Here is a 19778-nt window from a genome sequence, read left to right on the forward strand (position 1 = left end):
AAATTTAACTATTGAATTCAATTTAATTTTAATTCATTAATAATGTCTGAACTTATTATTTGCAAGTGTTTAGGGAGTTTGTTAGTTTTTGGTAAGACTGCTAGATAACGCTCGTCATTTGTTGTGTACACTTGTTTGTAAATTGCTTTTATTGTGGTGAGTTCTTCAACCATCTCCTTAATAAAGTCGTCATGATGTACTAAATCTGTGCTTCCCAAATGAAAGATGCCAGATTTATTTCTGTTAACAATATAATGTACTTGTTGCGTAAGTTTGTCATCGTTAGTAACGTTCATCACCAAATTAGGGAACACCTCTACAGGTTCTTTATCTTTTATGTTTTGGAGAATTTCTAATATTCTAGGCGATTGAGAACCAAATACCATTGGTAACCTTAAAATGGCAACATATTTTTTTGGTAAACGTTGTAACATGTTTTCAATTTTAATTTTTAAATGCCCATAAATACTATTGCTTAAGGTTTTATCATCTTCATAACTGGGGTATTTACTGTATGCATCAAAAACATTAGCGGATGATAAGTATATTATTTTAATTTTTTTAGAAAAAACATATTCTGAAAGGTGTTGGTGTAAGATTACTTGTTTTGAAAAATCACCCCTTAATGCTGAAATGATTATAGTAGGCTTTACAATATCTAGAATTTCATAGATGTCGTCTTCCTCAAAATTAAATTGAAAAAATTGGTGGTTTTTCTCATATTGTTTTTTGGAAGTTCTGTATGTGCCATAAGTTTTAAAGTATGAGCAAAGCTCTTTATAGATACCGTTACCAATAAAACCGCTAACACCAAGTATTAATATTCTATGCTTTCCATCACGTTTAATCATACTTCATCTAAGCTAGTAACTATCTAAAAAATTGAGAGTTGTGTTTTAGTTGTAAACTGCTCCAAAGCTAGCATACCAAGTTTTGAATTCCCTTTTTCATTTAGCCCAGGTGCCCAAGTGGTAATTACGTAGTTGTCAGGAAGAAGAGCTACTATACCGCCGCCTACACCACTTTTTCCAGGTAATCCAACTTCGAATGCAAATTCACCAGCTTCATCATAAAAACCGCAGGTAAGCATAATAGCATTAATACGTTTTACTTGCTGCTCAGTTAAACGAGTTTTTTCAAACAGGCATTTCCCTTTATTTGCGAATAGGTGAAATGATTTTGTAATTTGTTCACAAGTCATTTCAAGTGCACATTGCATGAAGTAATAATCTAAAACTTCTTCAACCGAATTGTGTAAGTTGCCAAATGACTTTAAAAGGTTAGCGGTTGCATAATTTCTATAGCCACTTTCTTTTTCAGACTTAGCTATATTAGGGTTGTAATTAATGTTTTTGTCTCCAGTAAGATCTCTAATATAATTTAAGAAACTCTCAACGGGATTTTCAAATAAAGTTACTAATATATCTGCAACAACTATAGCGCCTGAGTTAATAAAGGGATTTCTAGGAATACCATTTTCTATTTCCAAAAGTGCTAATTGATTAAAAGGATGACCTGAAGGTTCTACGCCTAATCTATTTAAAATGGTACTGCCTTTTTGTGAAGCTGCCAAGGCAAGTGCTAACACCTTTGAAATACTTTGAATAGAAAATGGCTTATTGTAATGCCCAACACCGTATTCCTCACCGTTTTTTATTTTTAAATGCAATCCAAAATTATTAATATCAACATGCGCTAATTCTGGGATATAAGAGGCTATAGTTCCCTTATCTTTAACAGAGACCACATGATTATAAATATCATTTAAAACGGTTTGAAAATTCATTCTAATTCTTGTAAAATGGAAGTTTTACTACAGTAGCGGGAACTGTTTTTTTTCTTATTTGAATATTGATTTTACTATCAATATCAGCAAAAACTCTAGGAACATATCCTAAACCTATACCTTTACCAAGGCTAGGAGACATGGTTCCTGAAGTTACACGTCCAATTTTATTGCCATTGCCATCAACTATATCATAATCTTTTCTAGGAATGCCACGTTCATCTAATTCAAATGCGACCAGTTTGTTTTCTGGTCCACGACGTTTTTCATCCTCTAATGCTTTAGAGTTGGTGAAATTTTTAGTAAATTTTGTAATCCAACCTAAACCAGCTTCAATAGGAGAGGTGTTGTCGTCAATGTCATTTCCATAAAGGCAATACCCCATTTCTAATCTTAAGGTGTCACGAGCTGCTAATCCAATAGGTTTAATTCCAAAATTGGCTCCAGCTTCAAAAACTTTATCCCAGATTTGTTTTACCTCAGAGTTTTTGCAATAGATTTCAAATCCGCCACTGCCAGTATAACCTGTTGCAGATATAATGGCATGTTCAATGCCAGCAAAATCTCCAACAATGAAATTGTAAAAATTAATAGCTGATAAATCATGACTAGTTAAGCTTTGCATAGCTTCAACGGCCTTTGGGCCTTGAATGGCAAGTAAAGAGTAGTCATCACTCAAATTACGTATAGTAGCTCCAACATCATTTTTAGAGGCAATCCAATTCCAATCTTTTTCAATGTTACTAGCATTAACAACTAATAAATAGGTGTTTTCTTTAACTTTGTAAATAATTAAATCATCAACAATACCACCAGTTTCATTAGGCATACAGCTGTATTGAGCTTTTCCAATAGTCAGCTTACCGGCATCGTTACTACTAACTTTTTGAATTAAATCTAAGGCACTTTCGCCTTCAATCAAAAACTCCCCCATGTGAGATACATCAAAAACACCAACGGCATGTCTTACTGTTTCATGCTCAATGTTTACACCTTCATATTGAACGGGCATATTATATCCGGCAAAAGGTACCATTTTGGCACCTAAGGCAAGGTGGGTTGTTATTAAGGATGTTTGTTTCATATTTGATTAATGAATTTAATTTTTAAGTGGAGCAAAAATACAAGATTTTTTTTTCTTGAAAATTGATAAAACATCCAAAGAAAATCTATATATCCAAGTTGTTTTTATAGTGACAAAATTCGAGTAGTATTTCAAATTTTTAATTAAAAAATTAAATAAATGCAATGCGCAATAAAATGGAATTACTTACTATATTAAAGTAAGCATGGGTAATATTTTAGATTGTTTGGGTAATAATTAATATTAGCACCGTGGCGTTTATATTTATTTTGTATTTGACTAAATAAATAAAAATGAAAAAGAACATATTACTTATTATTATATCCGTAATCCTTTGTGGAATTAATAATATGCAAGCTCAAACAACGGTTAACTCTTTAAGTGCATTGATACCATATCTGGATGATGATAATGCTAATATTAAGTTAGCACCAGGAACTTATACAATTACAACAGCCACTGCTTCTTTTTATGGGGGCTATGAAACTATAGGAAGTAATACCCCCTACACTTTATTTAAATTCTCTGGAAATAACAGTACTTATGATTTTACTGATGTTAAAATCCAAGTTGAAACAGGCGTATTTAGAGAGTTTGGAAATAATGATGTTTATGAAATTCGTATAGCTGGTAATAATAATATACTCAAAAATTTAACTTTAGAAGACATTGGATCTGTACATGACAATCCAAGACGCGGTGCTCTTAGTATGGCAATTGATGGGCAACATAATTTAGTAGAAGGTTTTCATGTTACAGCCAAAGGATCATTGCCTTATGGTTATGGAGATATTTTTGGAAAGGGTGGTGGCTCACTTACCCCATTAGATAAACATAGCGGTATTTTAATACGAGGAGATTACAACACCCTTAAAAACACAACTATGATTCACAGGGCTTTTGGGCATTGTGTTTTTATGCAAGCAGCGAATCACCCTACTATAGAAGGGTGTTATATTGAAGGAGAGATGAGAACCACTGATGATATTTTAACCGAAGAAGGTACTGGAAGTATTGCTGATAATTTAGACTTTATGACCACTTGGGGATATAGACTTCCATCGGGTTTTATGCTTGCACTTTGTGAAGCAGGAATACGTTCTTATAATGCTGGAACAACAACCATTAATGGTGTTTCATATCAAAGAGGTTCTAACGATATTACAATTAAAAACACAACAGTAAAAAACACTAGGTCTGGTTGTACAATTTCTCAAAGTTCTGGTCAAAACCATGTAGAAAATGTTACACTTATAGGAAATGAAAATGGTTTCGCCATTGGTAGAGGAGAAGTTATAAATTGCTATGCAGATGCCGCTTATGGTCCAGCTTTTAACGGTAGTAGTAGCATAAATGGAGTAGTTACACTATTAGATCCAGAAAATGGCTATTATAATGGTTCTAAATGTTTAGCTAGTTCAACTGGAGGAACGTTTACTTTTAATTCTAATGTTACTAATATTCCTGAAGATATGTCCATTCAAATGGGGAGTTACAGGTCTTTTAGGCATCAAGAGGGTAGTAATTTAATGTACCAAGTAACTACCAATTTTTCTGGAGCAACGGTTTATAACAACACAGGCGGGGCTATAGACTTAGGAGAAGGTTCTAGTAATTGCGATATTACCACATGTAGTATTGTTACCGATTTTGGTTCTGCAAATACGATTAATTATTTAGATGGTTGTGAATATACCGGGGCATGTGATAATACGGTAAATTATATAAGGTCAGAATGTTTTGATTCTATGTCTGGAATACAGGCTCAAGGCGGCCATATAGGATTTATAGAGAATGGAGACTGGGCAGCTTATAACAATATAGACTTAACAAATATAGATTTAAGTTCGGTAAGGGTAAATACTTCTAGTAAGACAAGTGGAGGGACTATTGAGGTGAGATTAGATAGCCTTACAGGTACTTTATTAGGAACTGTAAGTGTATCGGGTACTGGAAATTGGACTAACTGGGATGTTGTAGAGGGTAACATTACTAATGTTTCTGGGGTTCATGACTTATATTTTGTTTTTGTTGGGGGTTCCGGCTATCTGTTCAATATAGATTGGATATCATTTCAGGGAACAGCTATTTTAGGTATTGAAGATAGCAACACATTGCATGGGGTGAATATCTATCCAAATCCCGTAATCAATGAACTTGTTATTAATGGAGCGGAAGGAGCTTTGCTTGAAGTGTTTAACATTAATGGTGTATTGGAAGGAAAGCATCTAATTTTAGGAAATAAAGAAGCTTTGTCTTTGAGTAATCTAAACTCGGGAATTCATTTTCTTAGATTTATAAATGATAGCGGAGTACAGGTTAAAAAGATAATTAAGAGATAGAAATAAAAGGTATGGTGTCTTACCTTTAGATTAATAATAAAAAAACTATATAGGCAGAATTAATCTTATATTTCTGTCAGAAGTTAATGAATAAAAAAGCTCAGAACTATCGTTCTGAGCTTTTTTATTTAAATTTTATGAGATAAATATTTGTCTTATCATTATTTAAAACATCAGCTCAATAAAAAACCTTTCAAATCATAATAGGTAGAAATAATAGTAGATACTTTTTCTTTTCCCATTACTTCTTGAATTTGTTCAGGTAGCGGTTGTTTCTCTTTAACAACCTCCTCAACAACATCTAAAAACTTTGTAGGGTGTGCCGTTTCTAAAAATACGCAATGTACATTTGGATTTTCATTTAGATATTCTTTACTACCTAAATATCCAACAGCTCCGTGTGGATCAGCAACGTAATTAAATGCATTATACATTTCTAACATGGCTTCCCTAGTTTCATCGTCAGTGAAGCTATATGAAGAAACGTTTTCTTTTAAATTTTCAAATTGATTTTTGTAAATCTCCTGAATTCTAATAAAATTACTTGGTGCTCCAACGTCCATAGCATTACTAATAGTTTGGATAGATGGTTTTGGCTCATATAATTGCGACTGTAAATAACGTGTTACTACATTATTTACATTGTTTGATGCCACAAAATGTTTTATTGGTAAGCCTAATTGTTGTGCCATCATGCCTGCGCATATGTTCCCGAAGTTTCCACTTGGTACAGAGAACACAATATCATCATACTTTTTATGTAGTTGCTTGTAGGCAAACATAAAATAAAATAATTGCGGTAACCAACGCGCAACATTTATGGAGTTTGCTGAAGTTAGTTGCATTTGGCTGGTTAATTCTTCATCCAAAAAAGCCTTTTTAACCATGGCTTGACAATCATCAAAAGTACCATTTACCTCTAAAGCTCTAATATTCTGACCAAGAGTAGTAAGCTGATTTTCTTGAATATCACTAACTTTTCCGCTAGGATAAAGTATTACTACATTAACTCCTTTAACCCCCAAGAAACCATTTGCAACTGCGCCTCCAGTATCTCCTGAGGTTGCTACTAAAACGGTAACTTCGTTATTATTATTTTTATTGAAATAACCTAAACAGCGTGCCATAAAGCGTGCTCCAACGTCCTTAAACGCCATTGTTGGCCCGTGAAACAATTCTAATGTAGAGATATTTTCATTAAGCTGTACTACTGGAAAATCAAATGACAAGGTTTCTTCAACAATTGTTTTTAAAACATCTTCCGGAATTTCAGGAGACACAAATTGCCTAATAGCTTCTAGGGCTATTTCTGTATTAGATAAGTTGTCTATGTTTTTAAAGAAATCTTCACCTAAAGGCGTAATGCTTTCAGGAAAATACAAACCTTTATCTGGGGCCAATCCTTTTACAACAGCATTCTCAAAAGTTGAATCTGGTGCCTGTTTATTTAGAGAGTAATAGTTCATTTTTTAATTCAAAATTTTAATTCCTTTGCTATTTATTTTTGATACATGCATATCAAATTCAATACCTGTTTTAGCATATACTTTTTCAACAGCATCTTTCACATTTATAGCATTTTCCACACCCTTACTTAAAGAAAATATTGAAGGTCCAGAGCCTGAAATACCAGAGCCTAAGGCTCCGGCTTCAACCGCAGTCTTTGTAACTTCTTCAAAATGCGGAATCAACTTACTTCTATAGGGCTCTACAATAACATCATGCAAGGCATTTTTTATAACTTCAAAATCACCTGAGTGCAAACCATGGATTAAACTACCAAAATTGGCCCATTGTTTAATAGCATCTTGCAAGGGAACTTCTTTTGGTAATAAACCTCTAGATTCAGATGTTTTAATTTCTATTTGCGGATGAATAATAGTGGCATATAAATCTTCCGGAGAAGGTATTTCTAATATTTCCAAAGGGGAAACACTTTTAACTAATGCAAACCCCCCAAACATAGCTGGTGCCAAATTATCGGCATGTTCACATTTACTGGCTAAAGCTTCACCTTTAATGGCAAACTGGGTTAACTGTATTTTATTAAAAGGTCTTCCTAAAAGTTCATTCATTCCGAAAACACTTCCAACTGCACTAGCGGCACTACTTCCAATACCACTTCCTGGTTTTATCTTTTTATAGATTTCAATTTCAAAACCAAAATCAATATCAATTGCTTCATACATAGCCAAAGCAGAAACTCCTGAAACATTTTTCTCTGCTTCAAATGGTAAATCAAACCCTTCTATTTTAGTTATATGAATACCTTTTTTTTCTACTTTGCGTATAACCATTTCATCTCCAACGCTATCAAGACAAAAGCCCATAACATCAAAACCGCAAGACACATTGGCTACTGTTGCTGGAGAAAATATTCTTATTTCGTTCATTTTATCTATTAAATAACTTTCTGCTGCACTGGAGCAGGAAATGTCACTTTCTTTGTGTAATTCCATAAGGCCTTAATCATTTCCTAATCTAATAATATCTGCAAATAATCCTGAAGCAGTCACATCTGCACCAGCACCAGCACCTTTAATTATCATTGGTTGCTCTGGATATCGTTCTGTGTAAAACATTACTATATTATCACTTCCCTCTAAATTATAAAATGGATGACCATTAGGGATTTCTTGTAAACTAACACTAGCTTTACCGTTATCAAATTTGGCAACATATTTCAACTGACAATCATTCGCTTTCGCTGAAGCATATAAGCTTTGATAATGTGCCTCATCATCAATTAATGTTTGGTAGAAATCATCTACTGTATCACTTTTCAATCCAGATTCTGACAAGAATGGCGCGTTTTCTATATCTTCTAAATTCATTTCAACGCCACTTTCTCTGGCTAAAATCAAAATCTTTCTAGCTACGTCTACACCGCTTAAGTCAATTCTAGGATCCGGTTCTGTATAACCCTCAGCAGCAGCTTGTTTTACAATGTCATAAAATTTGGTAGAATCATTAAAATTATTGAAAACAAAATTTAAACTACCAGATAATACAGCTTGAATGGAGTTAACTTTATCTCCTGAAGCTATTAGGTTATTTAAAGTGTCTATTACGGGTAATCCTGCACCAACGTTAGTCTCAAATAATAATGGTGCGTTATACTTAAGTGATAAACGTTTTAATTCTTTATAGTTAAAATATTCACTTGAACATGCAATTTTATTACATGCTACTACGGAAATGCTTTCTCTTAAATATTGAGGGTACAAGTCTGCCACATTTTTATTAGCTGTAACATCAACAAAAATACTATTCCGTAAATTCATTGTTTTAGCATTTTCAAAAAAGCCCTGTAATGATGCTTGTTCGCCATCGGCTAATTGTTCTTTCCATGATTTTAAGTCTATTCCCCCTTCATTAAACACCATTTTTCTGGAATTTGACAATCCTACAACTCGAATATTTATTTTTAGGTTTTCTTTTAAATATTTACGTTGTTGTTTTATTTGCTCAACCAAACGTTCACCTACATTACCTACACCAGTAATGAATACATTTAATTGTTTTGTTTTAGCTTCAAAAAATTGTTCATGTAAAACGTTTAAAGCCTTTTTAACATCATTTTCAGCTATAACAACAGAAATATTTTTTTCTGAAGCCCCTTGAGCAATTGCCCTAACGTTAACGTTATTTTTTCCTAATGCGCTAAATAGCTTTCCGCTAATACCTTGATGGTTTTTCATATTATCACCAACAAGAGCAACAATAGATAATTCGCCCTCAACAATAATTGGTTCAATTTTATGAAGTGCTATTTCATTTTCAAATGTAGAGTCTATGGCTTCTTTAGCTGCTTTTGCATCTTTAGCTTCAACGCCTAAACAAATAGAATGCTCTGAAGATGCTTGAGTAATTAAAATAACATTTATTTTTTCTTGAGAAAGTGTTTCAAACAAACGTTTTGAAAAACCAGGAATACCTACCATACCACTACCTTCAAGGGTTAACAAGGCAATGTTGCCTATGTTACTAATACCTTTTACGGGTTTATTAGAGATAAGTGCATCATTTGATATTTTAGTCCCAGCTGCTTCTGGCTCAAGAGTGTTTTTGATATATATTGGTATTTCTAAATCTAAAACGGGTTGTACCGTTGGCGGATATAAAACCTTAGCCCCAAAATGTGATAACTCCATAGCCTCTTGATATGAAATCTCACTGATAGGGTAGGCATGTTTTACGATTTTTGGATTGGTAGTAAACATACCACTTACATCTGTCCAAATCTCCAATTGATCTACCTTTAAGGCAGCAGCTACAATCGCAGCCGTAAAATCAGAACCTCCACGACCTAAAGTAGTTTGTTCTCCATTAACTGATTTAGAAACAAATCCTGGAAGAATAGTAACCTGTTGTGATGCAGCATTAAAATAGTCCTTAATATTCTTATTTGTAATGCTATAATTTACTTCTGCTTTTGTGAAAATAGCATTAGTAATAACAAGTTCTTGAGAATTCTTGCGTTCCGCAGATAATCCTCTACTTTTCATTGTTTCAGCAATAATGAAAGAAGATAATAATTCACCAAAACTCACTAATTTATCAGATGTTTTTGGTGATAATTCATTGATAAGAAAAATACCATTTAACAAATTATTTAGTTCTTCTAATCGCTTATTTACAAATGCAATTACATTATTGTTATTATTTGGTATTAATTCGTTTACAATATTTAAATGAATTTCTTTTATAGTATTAAATACCTCTAAAAATTCAGAATCTTTATTTTGCGCTAATTTTCCAGCTAATAATAATTTATCTGTAATACCACCAACTGCTGAAACTACACAGATTACAGAATCACTTTTAGAATAATCTTCTAAAATACTTATAACGTTATTTATATTTTTTGAAGAACCAACTGAAGTTCCTCCAAATTTTAAAACTTTCATTTTTTAATGAATTGATAGTTGAAAATATATTTTTTACTGTGATTAATGTTGAAATCACAAAGATAGCCCGAAGTATATAAAATTAACAACCCCAAAGGGTAGTTGTTGTAGTTGTACCAATAAAAGAAGTTGTTCCATTAGTATAGGAAGCAAAAGTAAATCTTGTATTTTGGTCTAAACGGTTCATAAAAGCTATGATAATACAAGCCAAAAGTATTACATTTAGCCTAATAAAAAAACTAATATTATTTTTTTGTAATATTCTTAAACAGAACTCTTATTCTTTTAAGAAATGCAACGTAATTACTAAAGAATTAGAAATTCAATAATTAAATATTTTAATGAAGATATTCTCAAGAGAACAGGTTTATGAAGGCGATAGGTTAACTGCTGAAAGGCAGAACATTACCTCAACAGAATTGATGGAGCGTGCTGCAACCCAAATATTTAACTGGATTCATATGCGCATGCAAGGTGCTCAAGTACCAGTTCATGTGTTTTGCGGAATTGGTAATAATGGTGGTGATGGCTTGGTGTTAGCAAGACACTTGATAATTCATGGTTATAATGTTAAAACCTATGTGGTGAATTATAGTGATAAGCGTTCTAAGGACTTTTTAATCAATTATGACCGTATTAAAACGGTAACAAAAGATTGGCCATTATTGATGAAAAGTGAAGAAGACTTTCCGCAGATTCATCCGGATGATATTATTGTAGATGCCATTTTTGGAATTGGTTTGAACCGCTCTGTAGTAGATTGGGTAAAAAACTTATTTAGACATTTTAGAAGCACAAAAGCTTTTACACTTTCGGTTGATATTCCTTCTGGATTAAGAACAGATAGGGTGCCTGAAAATGAAGATAATGTGGTTTGGGCTGGATATACATTGAGTTTTGCTTCACCAAAATTAATTTTCTTTTTACCCGAAACTGCTAAGTATACCGTTCAATGGGAAGTGTTAGATATAGGTTTAGATCAAGAATTTTTATTTTCTACAGTAACGGATGTTGAACTCATTGGTAAACATGAAGTTTTACCGATTTATGTTCCAAGAGATAAGTTTTCTCATAAAGGACAATTTGGACATAGTTTAATTATTGGTGGGAGCTATGGAAAAATTGGAGCGGTAACATTAGCTAGTAAAGGAGCATTAACAGCAGGAGCAGGATTAGTTTCTGCATTTATCCCTAAATGCGGGTACAACGTGTTGCAATCTTCTTTACCAGAGGCTATGGTGTATACTGATAAGAATGAAGAATTAATCACTGATGTTAAATTTGATATAGAACCCACTGTTGTTGGTATTGGAGTAGGAATAGGAATAAATTCAAAAACTATAACTGGTTTTGAGGCGTTCTTGAAACAAAACAAATCTCCCTTGGTTGTAGATGCTGATGGGATCAATATCTTGTCAAAGAAGAAGGCACTGTTGAAATTATTACCTGAAAATACAGTTTTAACACCGCATCCAAAAGAACTTGAACGACTTATAGGAGTTTGGAAAGACGACTTTGATAAATTGGATAGGGTAAAGGCATTTTCAAAGGAACATAAGGTTATTGTTGTTCTTAAAGGAGCAAACACTATTACGGTTTTAGAAGATAAACTTTATGTGAATACCACTGGAAACCCAGGGTTATCTACAGCAGGTAGTGGAGATGTTTTAACAGGTATTATTACAGGATTAATTTCTCAAGGGTACAACCCACTTGTGGCTTCTATTTTTGGCGTGTATTTGCATGGTAGGTCTGCAGATATTGCAGTTGAGGATTATGGGTATCAAAGTTTAATTGCTAGTCACATAATTGATTATTTAGGCGAGGCATTTATAGATTTATTCAAACAGCCAGAACCGCCCTCTAAACCAGAAGAGAATAATGAAGAAAAATAATCATATAAAAAAAGCCGCATATAGCGGCTTTTTTTATATGAGAATAATAATTCTATTGATTAACTATTATTTTACTTGTAGTTTTTGAATTGCCCTGTCTTACTTCCAATAAATAAACACCGTTAAAAATGTTATTTAAATCTATTGTTTTGATAAGGCTATTGGAGGTAACTTGATAATCAAAACTTTTAATAACTCGTCCCTGGATATCAAATAAATTAATCTTAACATTGTTATTAGATGTTAATGGGCCTATTTTAATATTTATGCTTTTGCTAGCTGGATTTGGCCAAATATTAATGTTTTTTAGCACGAATTCTTCAGTGTCAAGCGTGCTATTCATAACAATATTTTGGTTAGAAAGCCATCCTTTAGCGGTATTCCTAATATCAACTAAAAAGCTATCATTAAATGTACTTGTTTGTGTATTTGTAAAAGTAATTTTACCAGTATTAACATCATCTTGAGTAAAAGTATCACCTATACTCATTGCAGCACTATTCTTTTCTAAGACTCCAACAGATGGTAAGGTAATAATTGTGAAAATTTGTTCAGCAGCAGTTTCTCCACTTGAAGTGGCTTCAAAATCAGAATTCTGAAAAGTATAAGTTCCATTTAAAGGTGCGCTAAATCCATTATTTACTAGATTAGGTATAGAAGTGATGTCATTTATAACGCATATATCTAAACTAAACTCAGTTATTGCACCACCATCATTATTATTAGGATCACCAATTTTTAATTTCCATTCTCCATCAGCAGCAAGATTAACGAATTCTGATAAACTTTCTAGAGGAGCTATTGTTCCAGAAATACTTGGAACTACGGCGTCATCACAAAATAAAACTGAACCAGAATCTGAATAGGTAACATCAAAATCATTTCCATCTCCAGGGTTGGTAGTATCTCCTCCAGTGTCAGTTGCACAAGAACTATCAAATAATAAAACCTGTGGGTTTCCAATTGAAGCAGGGCCTTCTAAAGTGATGTTTATATCATTTACCCATGTATGATTAATTTTAAAACTAGTTTTGACAGATTCAATATTTAAACCACCTGTTGAAACTGTAACTGGAACTGAAGCGAAAACTCCAGCTGTGGTTCCAATAGTAGCATCACTAAAGTCAGTTGCGGTGAAAACATTGCTGCCGCAATTTAAGTTTCCAACTTGAAAACTATAGGTTTCAGAGTAATTGCCTGTATTACAATTATTATCTGGTCTTACTCTCCAATAATACACTGTTTCACTAGATAAACCTGCTAATTCAAAACTTAAATCGGTTTCCGTGCTAGAATAATCAATTGAAGAAAAAGAAGGATTAGTAGAAACTTCCACTAAATAACTTTCAGCATTTAAATTTTCAGCCCAATTAAGAGATAGAGATGAAGGTGAATTTGCAGCTCCGTTAGCAGGTGAACTTAAACTCTGAGGATAAGGCGTGAAGTCTGAATGTAAGACACGTAAAGAAATAATTCTTGTTTCAGTTTCATTGCCATCATCACCAATAACACTAATATTATATGTGTTAGCGCTAACATTTTCAAGGTTACTGAAAGTTACATCAAATGATCCATCTGCATTTAGTGAATTAGGTGTAATGCTAGTTGTTGCACCGGTGGGAACACCGTTTAATGAAAAATTTGTGGTAGCCCCGCCAGTTTCTAAGTAATTAAAGCTGTATGTAGCATTATTTGAAGAACAAATACTTTGATCTGTGCTTTGTGTATTTAGAGTGAAATTAGAGGATAATCCTGTAACAATAAGTGAAAAATCCTGAGAACCTCCAGCTAATGTGCCTTTATGCGTTACTGTTATTGTGTATGTTCCGGCAGCCCCAGATACATCCACTCTTTCATAAGGATCAACGGTATTATCACCCTGCCCGTTTGTGTCAACACTTAAAAGCTTCCATGGTGTATAAGTGTTAGTAGTTTGTGTTACTCTAATATCTAGATCATTTACCAAAGCAGCAGTGTCATCATTGAAATATATATTGCCATCGTTAACAACACCTGTTTGATTTATTATTCCTCCTTGATCTGTCCAAGATATGGATGCCAACAAAGGGCTCGTGCCATCTGAAACAACATCAAATGTGAAAGACTCACCATTGTTTAATCGTTCTTCAGATATCCATGTGGAAAATCCATTTTCACTTATTGTTTCGGCTGCTACTTTAGCATTAAGTAAACCCCAGCCAGAATTAGCATCAGGGCCAGCACTATCAACATCATCAGCCGTATGTAAAGCTAAACCTTTTAATGTTGCTGATTTCATATAACTACCATAGAGATTGTTATGGTGTTGTTGTAAAAGCAACAGTGAACCACAAACATTTGGTGCCGCCATTGAGGTTCCGCTTAAAGTAGAATATTTTAAAACTGGACTTGCAGATGTAGAATTACTAGTTGAAGTAAGAGATTCTCCATTTCCCATTATATCTGGCTTTATTCTTAAGTCATCTGTGGGGCCTTCAGAGCTAAATGAACTTCTAGTACTACTGCCCAAAGTTCCATCAACGTTGATTACAGCATCACTACCAGAAGCAACAATCAAAGGGTTTTTAGCAGTTTTATCACCTAACAATTTATCATAAAGCGCATTACTACCTAAGGGGTTTGAATTATCACTGTCTGAATCACCAGAATTTCCTGCAGAAAATACAGGTAAATAATATGGAGCATTATACATTAAATCATCCCAGTCCTTTGATTCTTGGATATATGCGCCAAAAAACCAGCTTAAATCATCTGCGAAATCTTCGGATCCATAACCATATGAGTGGTTTGATAATAACATACCACTGGCTGCAGCGGCTGTTGCTTCTGCTAAATCGTTTGTTGAGTTGTATCCAATAGCACTTGCTTGAGGAGCCATTCCTTTTGCTGATGCTGTTACCCCAGATGCAATTATAGTACCCGTGACATGAGCAGCATGATTGCTTGTTGCTGTTTCGCCATCACCAACAGAAAGCCTGTCTGTTCCTCCTGCGCCGTCATATTCATTATGTGTTAGAAGTCCTGTTCCTCCAACTTCCCATATATGAACTGTCATATCTTGTCCTTCTAAGTCAAGACCAAGACCACCACCATTATGTAGATAGTTAGTTCTAGTTGAAACAGCTGCATTAACATTAAAAGATCTGAGATAAATAGGTTTACCATTTATTACTTTTTTTAAATGATAATCAGTTGTGTTTCTAGTGTATTTTACTTGCCAATTATTTCTTTTGGCCTCTTTAATGGCATCATTATAATTGGAATAAAAAGATTTTTCAAAAGAAATTTCTAATTTTTTTAGTTTCTCAATATCATAATCTTTAACTACTTCTTTAGTTTTTAATGAATTTTGAGAAAACCCTGAATAAAAGAAAAAAAAGCATAATAATATGCCAATATTAACTTGAAAGTATTTGTTAGTCATAGTCTTAAAAATAATTTTCTTGAAATATAAGAAATTATAGTTAAAACAGATGTTAATGTGTTTAATAAAAAGCGTTTATGACTTGGTGTTTACTTAATTGTAAGTACTTAAATTGATTTTGGTTAAATTTTGATATAAAAAGAGCCTCAGTATTGAGGCTATTTTTAACTTTTAAATATTAAGTTTATCAAGTAATTCAGTTAGTTTTGGACTGGAAGGCCTAGGAGCATTAGCATCAACAATATTACCTTTAGGGTCTATTAATATGAATCTTGGAATTCCACTAATTTTATATCCTTTTACAAAATCTGACTTCCAACCATTATCAGCAAATAATTGAATTCCACTCATGTTCTTGTCAGATATCATTTTTTTCCATCCTTCTTTTGATGCAGCAAACCTTTCTTCAGGAGAATTTCCTTTAAAACCTCTACCGTTATCAACAGATATACTAACGAATTCTATATTTTTATCATGATATTTTGTTTCAATTTCCTTTAAGAATGGAATCTCACGTTTACATGGCCCACACCAAGTAGCCCATACATCAACATAAACATACTTCCCTTTTAAATCTTTCAATGAGGTAGTACCGCCGTTATAGTTTTCATAGTTAACAAATTCTGGAGATGGCTTTCCAATAAATTCATCATATTCACTAACCTTAGATTTTTGTTGGTTATAAGCATTAAAAAAGCCTTCTTTCATTATATCTATACTGTGTTTTTCATTACTATAAACTGTAGAATCAATGTTTTCTGAGTTATTTAGTAAGTCTGAGAACCTAGAATGGATATGTTCAATTTTTGCTTTAAAAGCCTCTTCATTTAAATTTAATAGTTCAGGGTTAAACTCTTCTCTTTGTATAAGAATCTTTTTAGCAATATAATTACTAGTTTCAGAGTTTTTTCCTTTATAGGTTATTGTTTTGTCTAATTCATTAGCGTTTGCGGTTAAACTAATGTTAGCATCATTTTTTAAAAACAAAAATGTTGATGCCTTCCCATCAAAAAGATTGTAAATACCAGATTCAACTTTTAAAGTATCTTTAAAGCTACCATCTTCATTTACATGTATGGTTTTCGAATAGGTTCTACTTCTAATTAATAATGAATCACTATTCTTATCAGTGATTTTTCCTGAAAGTGTGGCGTAATCTTTTGGTTCTTCTTTACAAGATATTAAGACTATTGCTAAAGCAATTAATAATATTTTTTTCATTTAAAAATTTAATTAATATTCAAAAATAAAGAATTGGCAACCTATCAAAGCTGATTTTGGTTTTAATTAACATTTTGAGATATATTATAGGTTTATAACAAGCTCTTTATACTCAACAGTTTTTGGGATAATGTTTAATTTAAACAATTCCCGTTGAACGTTGTTAAGAGTGTCTTTATCAATAAGCTCCTGAGACCACTCGGTAATTTTTAGCCATTCTTTTACATCTTCTAATTTTTGGTTATACCTGTTTGCTATTGTTTTATCTATACTTGGTATGTTTTTGAAGTCAGTGGTGGTATTATTAATAATATTAAGTATAGCTTTTAACTCATTTACAGAATTGTTTATAAATTCTTCCCTAACCGCTATGACAAAACAAGGCCAAGGGGAAGGACATTCTCCAATTCTATTGAAAATGCCTTCATCTACTATCGGTTTTGTTGTAAATTTTTCCCATAAGAAATAGTCTGCTTTTCCATTTGTTAAACCATCAACGGCTCCATCTAAATTTTTAATAACCTCAAAATTCAAATCTTTGCTTAAATTCCAGTTATTATTTTCTGCATTAATATATGCCATCAAATGTGACCCTGACCCATATCTACTTATTGCAGCTTTAGTACCTTTTAAGTCTTCAAAAGTTTTGTAGATAGATTTAGCGCTCACGTGAACTCCCCAAATTAATGGCGATTCTACAAAGGTTTGTACAATTTTACTTGGATTTCCAGCAATAATATCTTTAACAATACCCTCAGTTAAAATTACAGCAATATCTATATCACCATCTCTTAATCCTTTACACATAGCACCTGTACCACCATAGTAATCATGCCACCTTAGATTAATACCTTTATCTTTAAATTCACCATTTTTAAGTGCCAAATACCATGCTAGGTTAAAATGTTCTGGCACACCACCAATATTTACGTGCTTCATTTGAGCTATAATGTTTATTCTGTAATTTTATTTAACGTGTAGACAATTAGTTCTTCTATGATTTTTCTTGGATTTTCACTAAAATTACCGGTAGCTCTATTGGCTATAATAGCATTAATTGATAAGGCATTGTGGCCTAGTAATTTGGATAAACCATATATAGCAGAAGTTTCCATTTCTAGATTGGTAACCCGTAATCCATTGAAATAAAAAGTATCTATACTATTATTTAATTTAGGGTCTTGTAGTGATAACCTTAAAACTCTTCCTTGAGGCCCGTAAAATCCTCCGGCAGTTGCAGTCATACCCTTAAAAGTTTTACTGCTTTCTAGTTTTTTTTCTAAAGACATACTTCCTTTAAGTACTATGGGAGTGGCCTTTACTTTATTCCATTGGGTATGTTTTATAAATGCTTCTTCTATATTAGGGTGATTTATAGTGTCTATTTGGTAAAAGTGAAGCATGCCGTTTAAATCTAAACCATATTCACTTATTACAAATGAATCAACTGGAATATCTTTTTGCAAAGAGCCTGATGTACCAATTCTTATAATATCCAGAGTGGTAAGTTGTTCTTTTGGTGTTCTTGTTTCTAAATCAATGTTAAACAATGCATCTAATTCATTTAAAACAATATCAATATTATCGGGACCAATTCCTGTTGAAATTACAGAAATTCGGATACCATTATATATTCCCGTATGTGTTTTAAACTCTCTTTTTTGGGTTTTAAATTCAATGCTTTCAAAATGATTAGAAACCTTTTCTACTCTATCTTGATCACCAACAAAAATTATGGTACTGGCAACATTTTCAGGTTTTAGGTTGAGATGATAAACACTACCATCAGGGTTTAAAATTAATTCAGATTCTTTTATGGGCATTTAAATGGTTTTTACAAGTTTGTTTTCTTGTTTGCTAAATTGAAAATCTAACTTTTTTACACCTCCAAAAGTACTCTTATCATTTATTTCACTGGAAAAATTGTACTGTCTTAATAGAGCTTCGTATCCTTTACGATTTAATTTTATTTCTGTTTCTGTTTGGGTGTAGAAAAATGAAAGTTGATTAATTATTCTATTTAATTGCATGTCTCCAAAACCATAAAAACCTTGGTAATTTAGAGCATAACCAAGTAAGTGGTGTTTAGACTTGATAGGATTCTTGTCAATAATTTCTAAAATATTACTTTCTATAGTGCTCAAACCACTTTTACTGTCTGGAAATCTTTTTAAGTGGGCCTTTAAGCAGTTACTCAAATAGTCAAATGAAGAACTTTTAATTATAAAAGGCTTGAATAAGTTATGATCTTTACCGTTGTAAATTTGCCAAATGGTTTCTGCTAATTCAATATCCTCATAATTGAGCTTAATTCTATTTTTGTAGTGGTGTGTTAATTGTTCTGAACTTAATTCTGAGAGTCCTTTAAGGTTTTTACTTCCTGAAACTCTCCCACTACAAACTAGAGAAATTGGTAACTTGATTTTTTTTTGTTTAATTAAACTAATAACGGCAACTAGGTTTATGTGACAAAACAGGTCATATTCAAACCATAAAACTATTTCCGATACATTTTTTACTGAATCTAATTTGCTAATTTCATTTTTAAATGCATCAATATCAAGATCTACATTGTAGGTTTTATCAAAAAAATCAGCTCTAACATTAAAAAATTCTTCAGAAGTAATATCTACCTTTGTGGGACCTTCACAAAGCATTTCGTGCCAAGTAAGAATACTACCTTGGTAGCCAGAATCATTTAAATAATTAGTTAAAACATCTCCATTTGTTATATGTAGTTGGTTTTGTTTCATAATTAACCACCAACTCGTTTTACCTTAAACCCTTTGTCTTTTAGTATAAGCATAATTTTGTCTCTATAATCACCTTGAATTATGATTTTATCATCTTTAAAACTACCACCAACACTTAATTTTGTTTTTAGCTCTTTGGCTAATTGTTTAAAATCTTCGGTTGCACCAGTGTAACCTTCAAGAATTGTGATGGGCTTGCCTTTGCGTTTCTCATATTTACAAATAATAGGATCGTCTTGAATCCAAAGATTGTTATCTGTATTTGGAGACTCATCAGGTGTTTTTTCTGAAACGTGATCTGGGAATAAATTTTTAAGCTGATCTTGTAAATCCATATTATTAATTTTCAATAACAGTATCTAT

General features: G+C 32.6%; 14 protein-coding genes. 2 read left to right on the forward strand and 12 right to left on the reverse strand.

Annotated features, from left to right (window positions below; all coding sequences use genetic code 11):
- Nucleotides 1–17: 17 nt before the first annotated feature.
- Genes N1F78_RS13470 through gcvT form a run of 3 tightly spaced genes read right to left on the reverse strand, consistent with a single transcriptional unit; the run spans nt 18 to nt 2870 of the window.
- The gene (locus N1F78_RS13470; RefSeq protein ID WP_406683687.1) at nt 18–851 is read right to left on the reverse strand and encodes a sugar nucleotide-binding protein; all 834 of its coding nucleotides are present in this window, start codon (nt 849–851) and stop codon (nt 18–20) included.
- Between the two features lie 23 nt (nt 852–874).
- Nucleotides 875–1786: a glutaminase gene (locus N1F78_RS13475; RefSeq protein WP_406683688.1), complete on the reverse strand. Its 912-nt coding sequence runs from the start codon at nt 1784–1786 to the stop codon at nt 875–877.
- Between the two features lies 1 nt (nt 1787).
- Nucleotides 1788–2870, reverse strand: coding sequence for a glycine cleavage system aminomethyltransferase GcvT (gene gcvT / locus N1F78_RS13480; RefSeq protein WP_406683689.1), 1083 nt, complete (start codon nt 2868–2870; stop codon nt 1788–1790).
- A 293-nt stretch (nt 2871–3163) separates the two neighbouring features.
- On the opposite strand from gcvT, the gene N1F78_RS13485 reads away from it, so the two are divergent.
- On the forward strand, nt 3164–5212 hold the full coding sequence (locus N1F78_RS13485; protein ID WP_406683690.1) for a carbohydrate-binding protein: 2049 nt from the start codon (nt 3164–3166) through the stop codon (nt 5210–5212).
- Nucleotides 5213–5385: 173 nt separating this feature from the next.
- Here the strand turns inward: N1F78_RS13485 and thrC are convergent, their stop codons facing one another.
- From thrC to thrA, 3 genes are all read right to left on the reverse strand, one after another.
- On the reverse strand, nt 5386–6678 hold the full coding sequence (thrC, locus tag N1F78_RS13490; protein WP_406683691.1) for a threonine synthase: 1293 nt from the start codon (nt 6676–6678) through the stop codon (nt 5386–5388).
- A 3-nt stretch (nt 6679–6681) separates the two neighbouring features.
- The gene (locus N1F78_RS13495; protein ID WP_406685691.1) at nt 6682–7605 is read right to left on the reverse strand and encodes a homoserine kinase; all 924 of its coding nucleotides are present in this window, start codon (nt 7603–7605) and stop codon (nt 6682–6684) included.
- Between the two features lie 72 nt (nt 7606–7677).
- Nucleotides 7678–10122 carry a bifunctional aspartate kinase/homoserine dehydrogenase I gene (thrA, locus tag N1F78_RS13500; RefSeq protein WP_406683692.1) on the reverse strand — a complete coding sequence of 815 codons (2445 nt, stop codon included), beginning with the start codon at nt 10120–10122 and terminating at the stop codon, nt 7678–7680.
- 341 nt (nt 10123–10463) lie between these two features.
- Between thrA and N1F78_RS13505 the strand changes: the two genes are divergently transcribed.
- Nucleotides 10464–12017: an NAD(P)H-hydrate dehydratase gene (locus tag N1F78_RS13505; protein ID WP_406683693.1), complete on the forward strand. Its 1554-nt coding sequence runs from the start codon at nt 10464–10466 to the stop codon at nt 12015–12017.
- A 52-nt stretch (nt 12018–12069) separates the two neighbouring features.
- On the opposite strand, the gene N1F78_RS13510 is transcribed toward N1F78_RS13505, so the two are convergent.
- From N1F78_RS13510 to N1F78_RS13535, 6 genes are all read right to left on the reverse strand, one after another.
- Complete coding sequence (locus N1F78_RS13510; protein ID WP_406683694.1) at nt 12070–15441, reverse strand: S8 family serine peptidase; 3372 nt, start codon at nt 15439–15441, stop codon at nt 12070–12072.
- A 171-nt stretch (nt 15442–15612) separates the two neighbouring features.
- Nucleotides 15613–16662, reverse strand: a complete 1050-nt coding sequence (locus tag N1F78_RS13515; protein WP_406683695.1) for a TlpA family protein disulfide reductase — start codon at nt 16660–16662, stop codon at nt 15613–15615.
- 84 nt (nt 16663–16746) lie between these two features.
- On the reverse strand, nt 16747–17601 hold the full coding sequence (locus N1F78_RS13520) for a substrate-binding domain-containing protein (RefSeq protein WP_406683696.1): 855 nt from the start codon (nt 17599–17601) through the stop codon (nt 16747–16749).
- A 14-nt stretch (nt 17602–17615) separates the two neighbouring features.
- Nucleotides 17616–18485, reverse strand: a complete 870-nt coding sequence (locus N1F78_RS13525) for a nucleoside phosphorylase (RefSeq protein ID WP_406683697.1) — start codon at nt 18483–18485, stop codon at nt 17616–17618.
- On the reverse strand, nt 18486–19415 hold the full coding sequence (locus N1F78_RS13530; protein ID WP_406683698.1) for a DUF1835 domain-containing protein: 930 nt from the start codon (nt 19413–19415) through the stop codon (nt 18486–18488).
- A gap of 2 nt (nt 19416–19417) precedes the next feature.
- Nucleotides 19418–19750 (reverse strand): translation initiation factor, encoded by a 333-nt coding sequence (locus N1F78_RS13535; protein ID WP_406683699.1) that lies wholly within the window; start codon nt 19748–19750, stop codon nt 19418–19420.
- Nucleotides 19751–19778 lie beyond the last annotated feature (28 nt).

It is taken from the genome of Seonamhaeicola sp. MEBiC01930 (assembly GCF_045277075.1).
In the GTDB taxonomy this organism is placed as follows: Bacteria; Bacteroidota; Bacteroidia; order Flavobacteriales; family Flavobacteriaceae; genus Seonamhaeicola.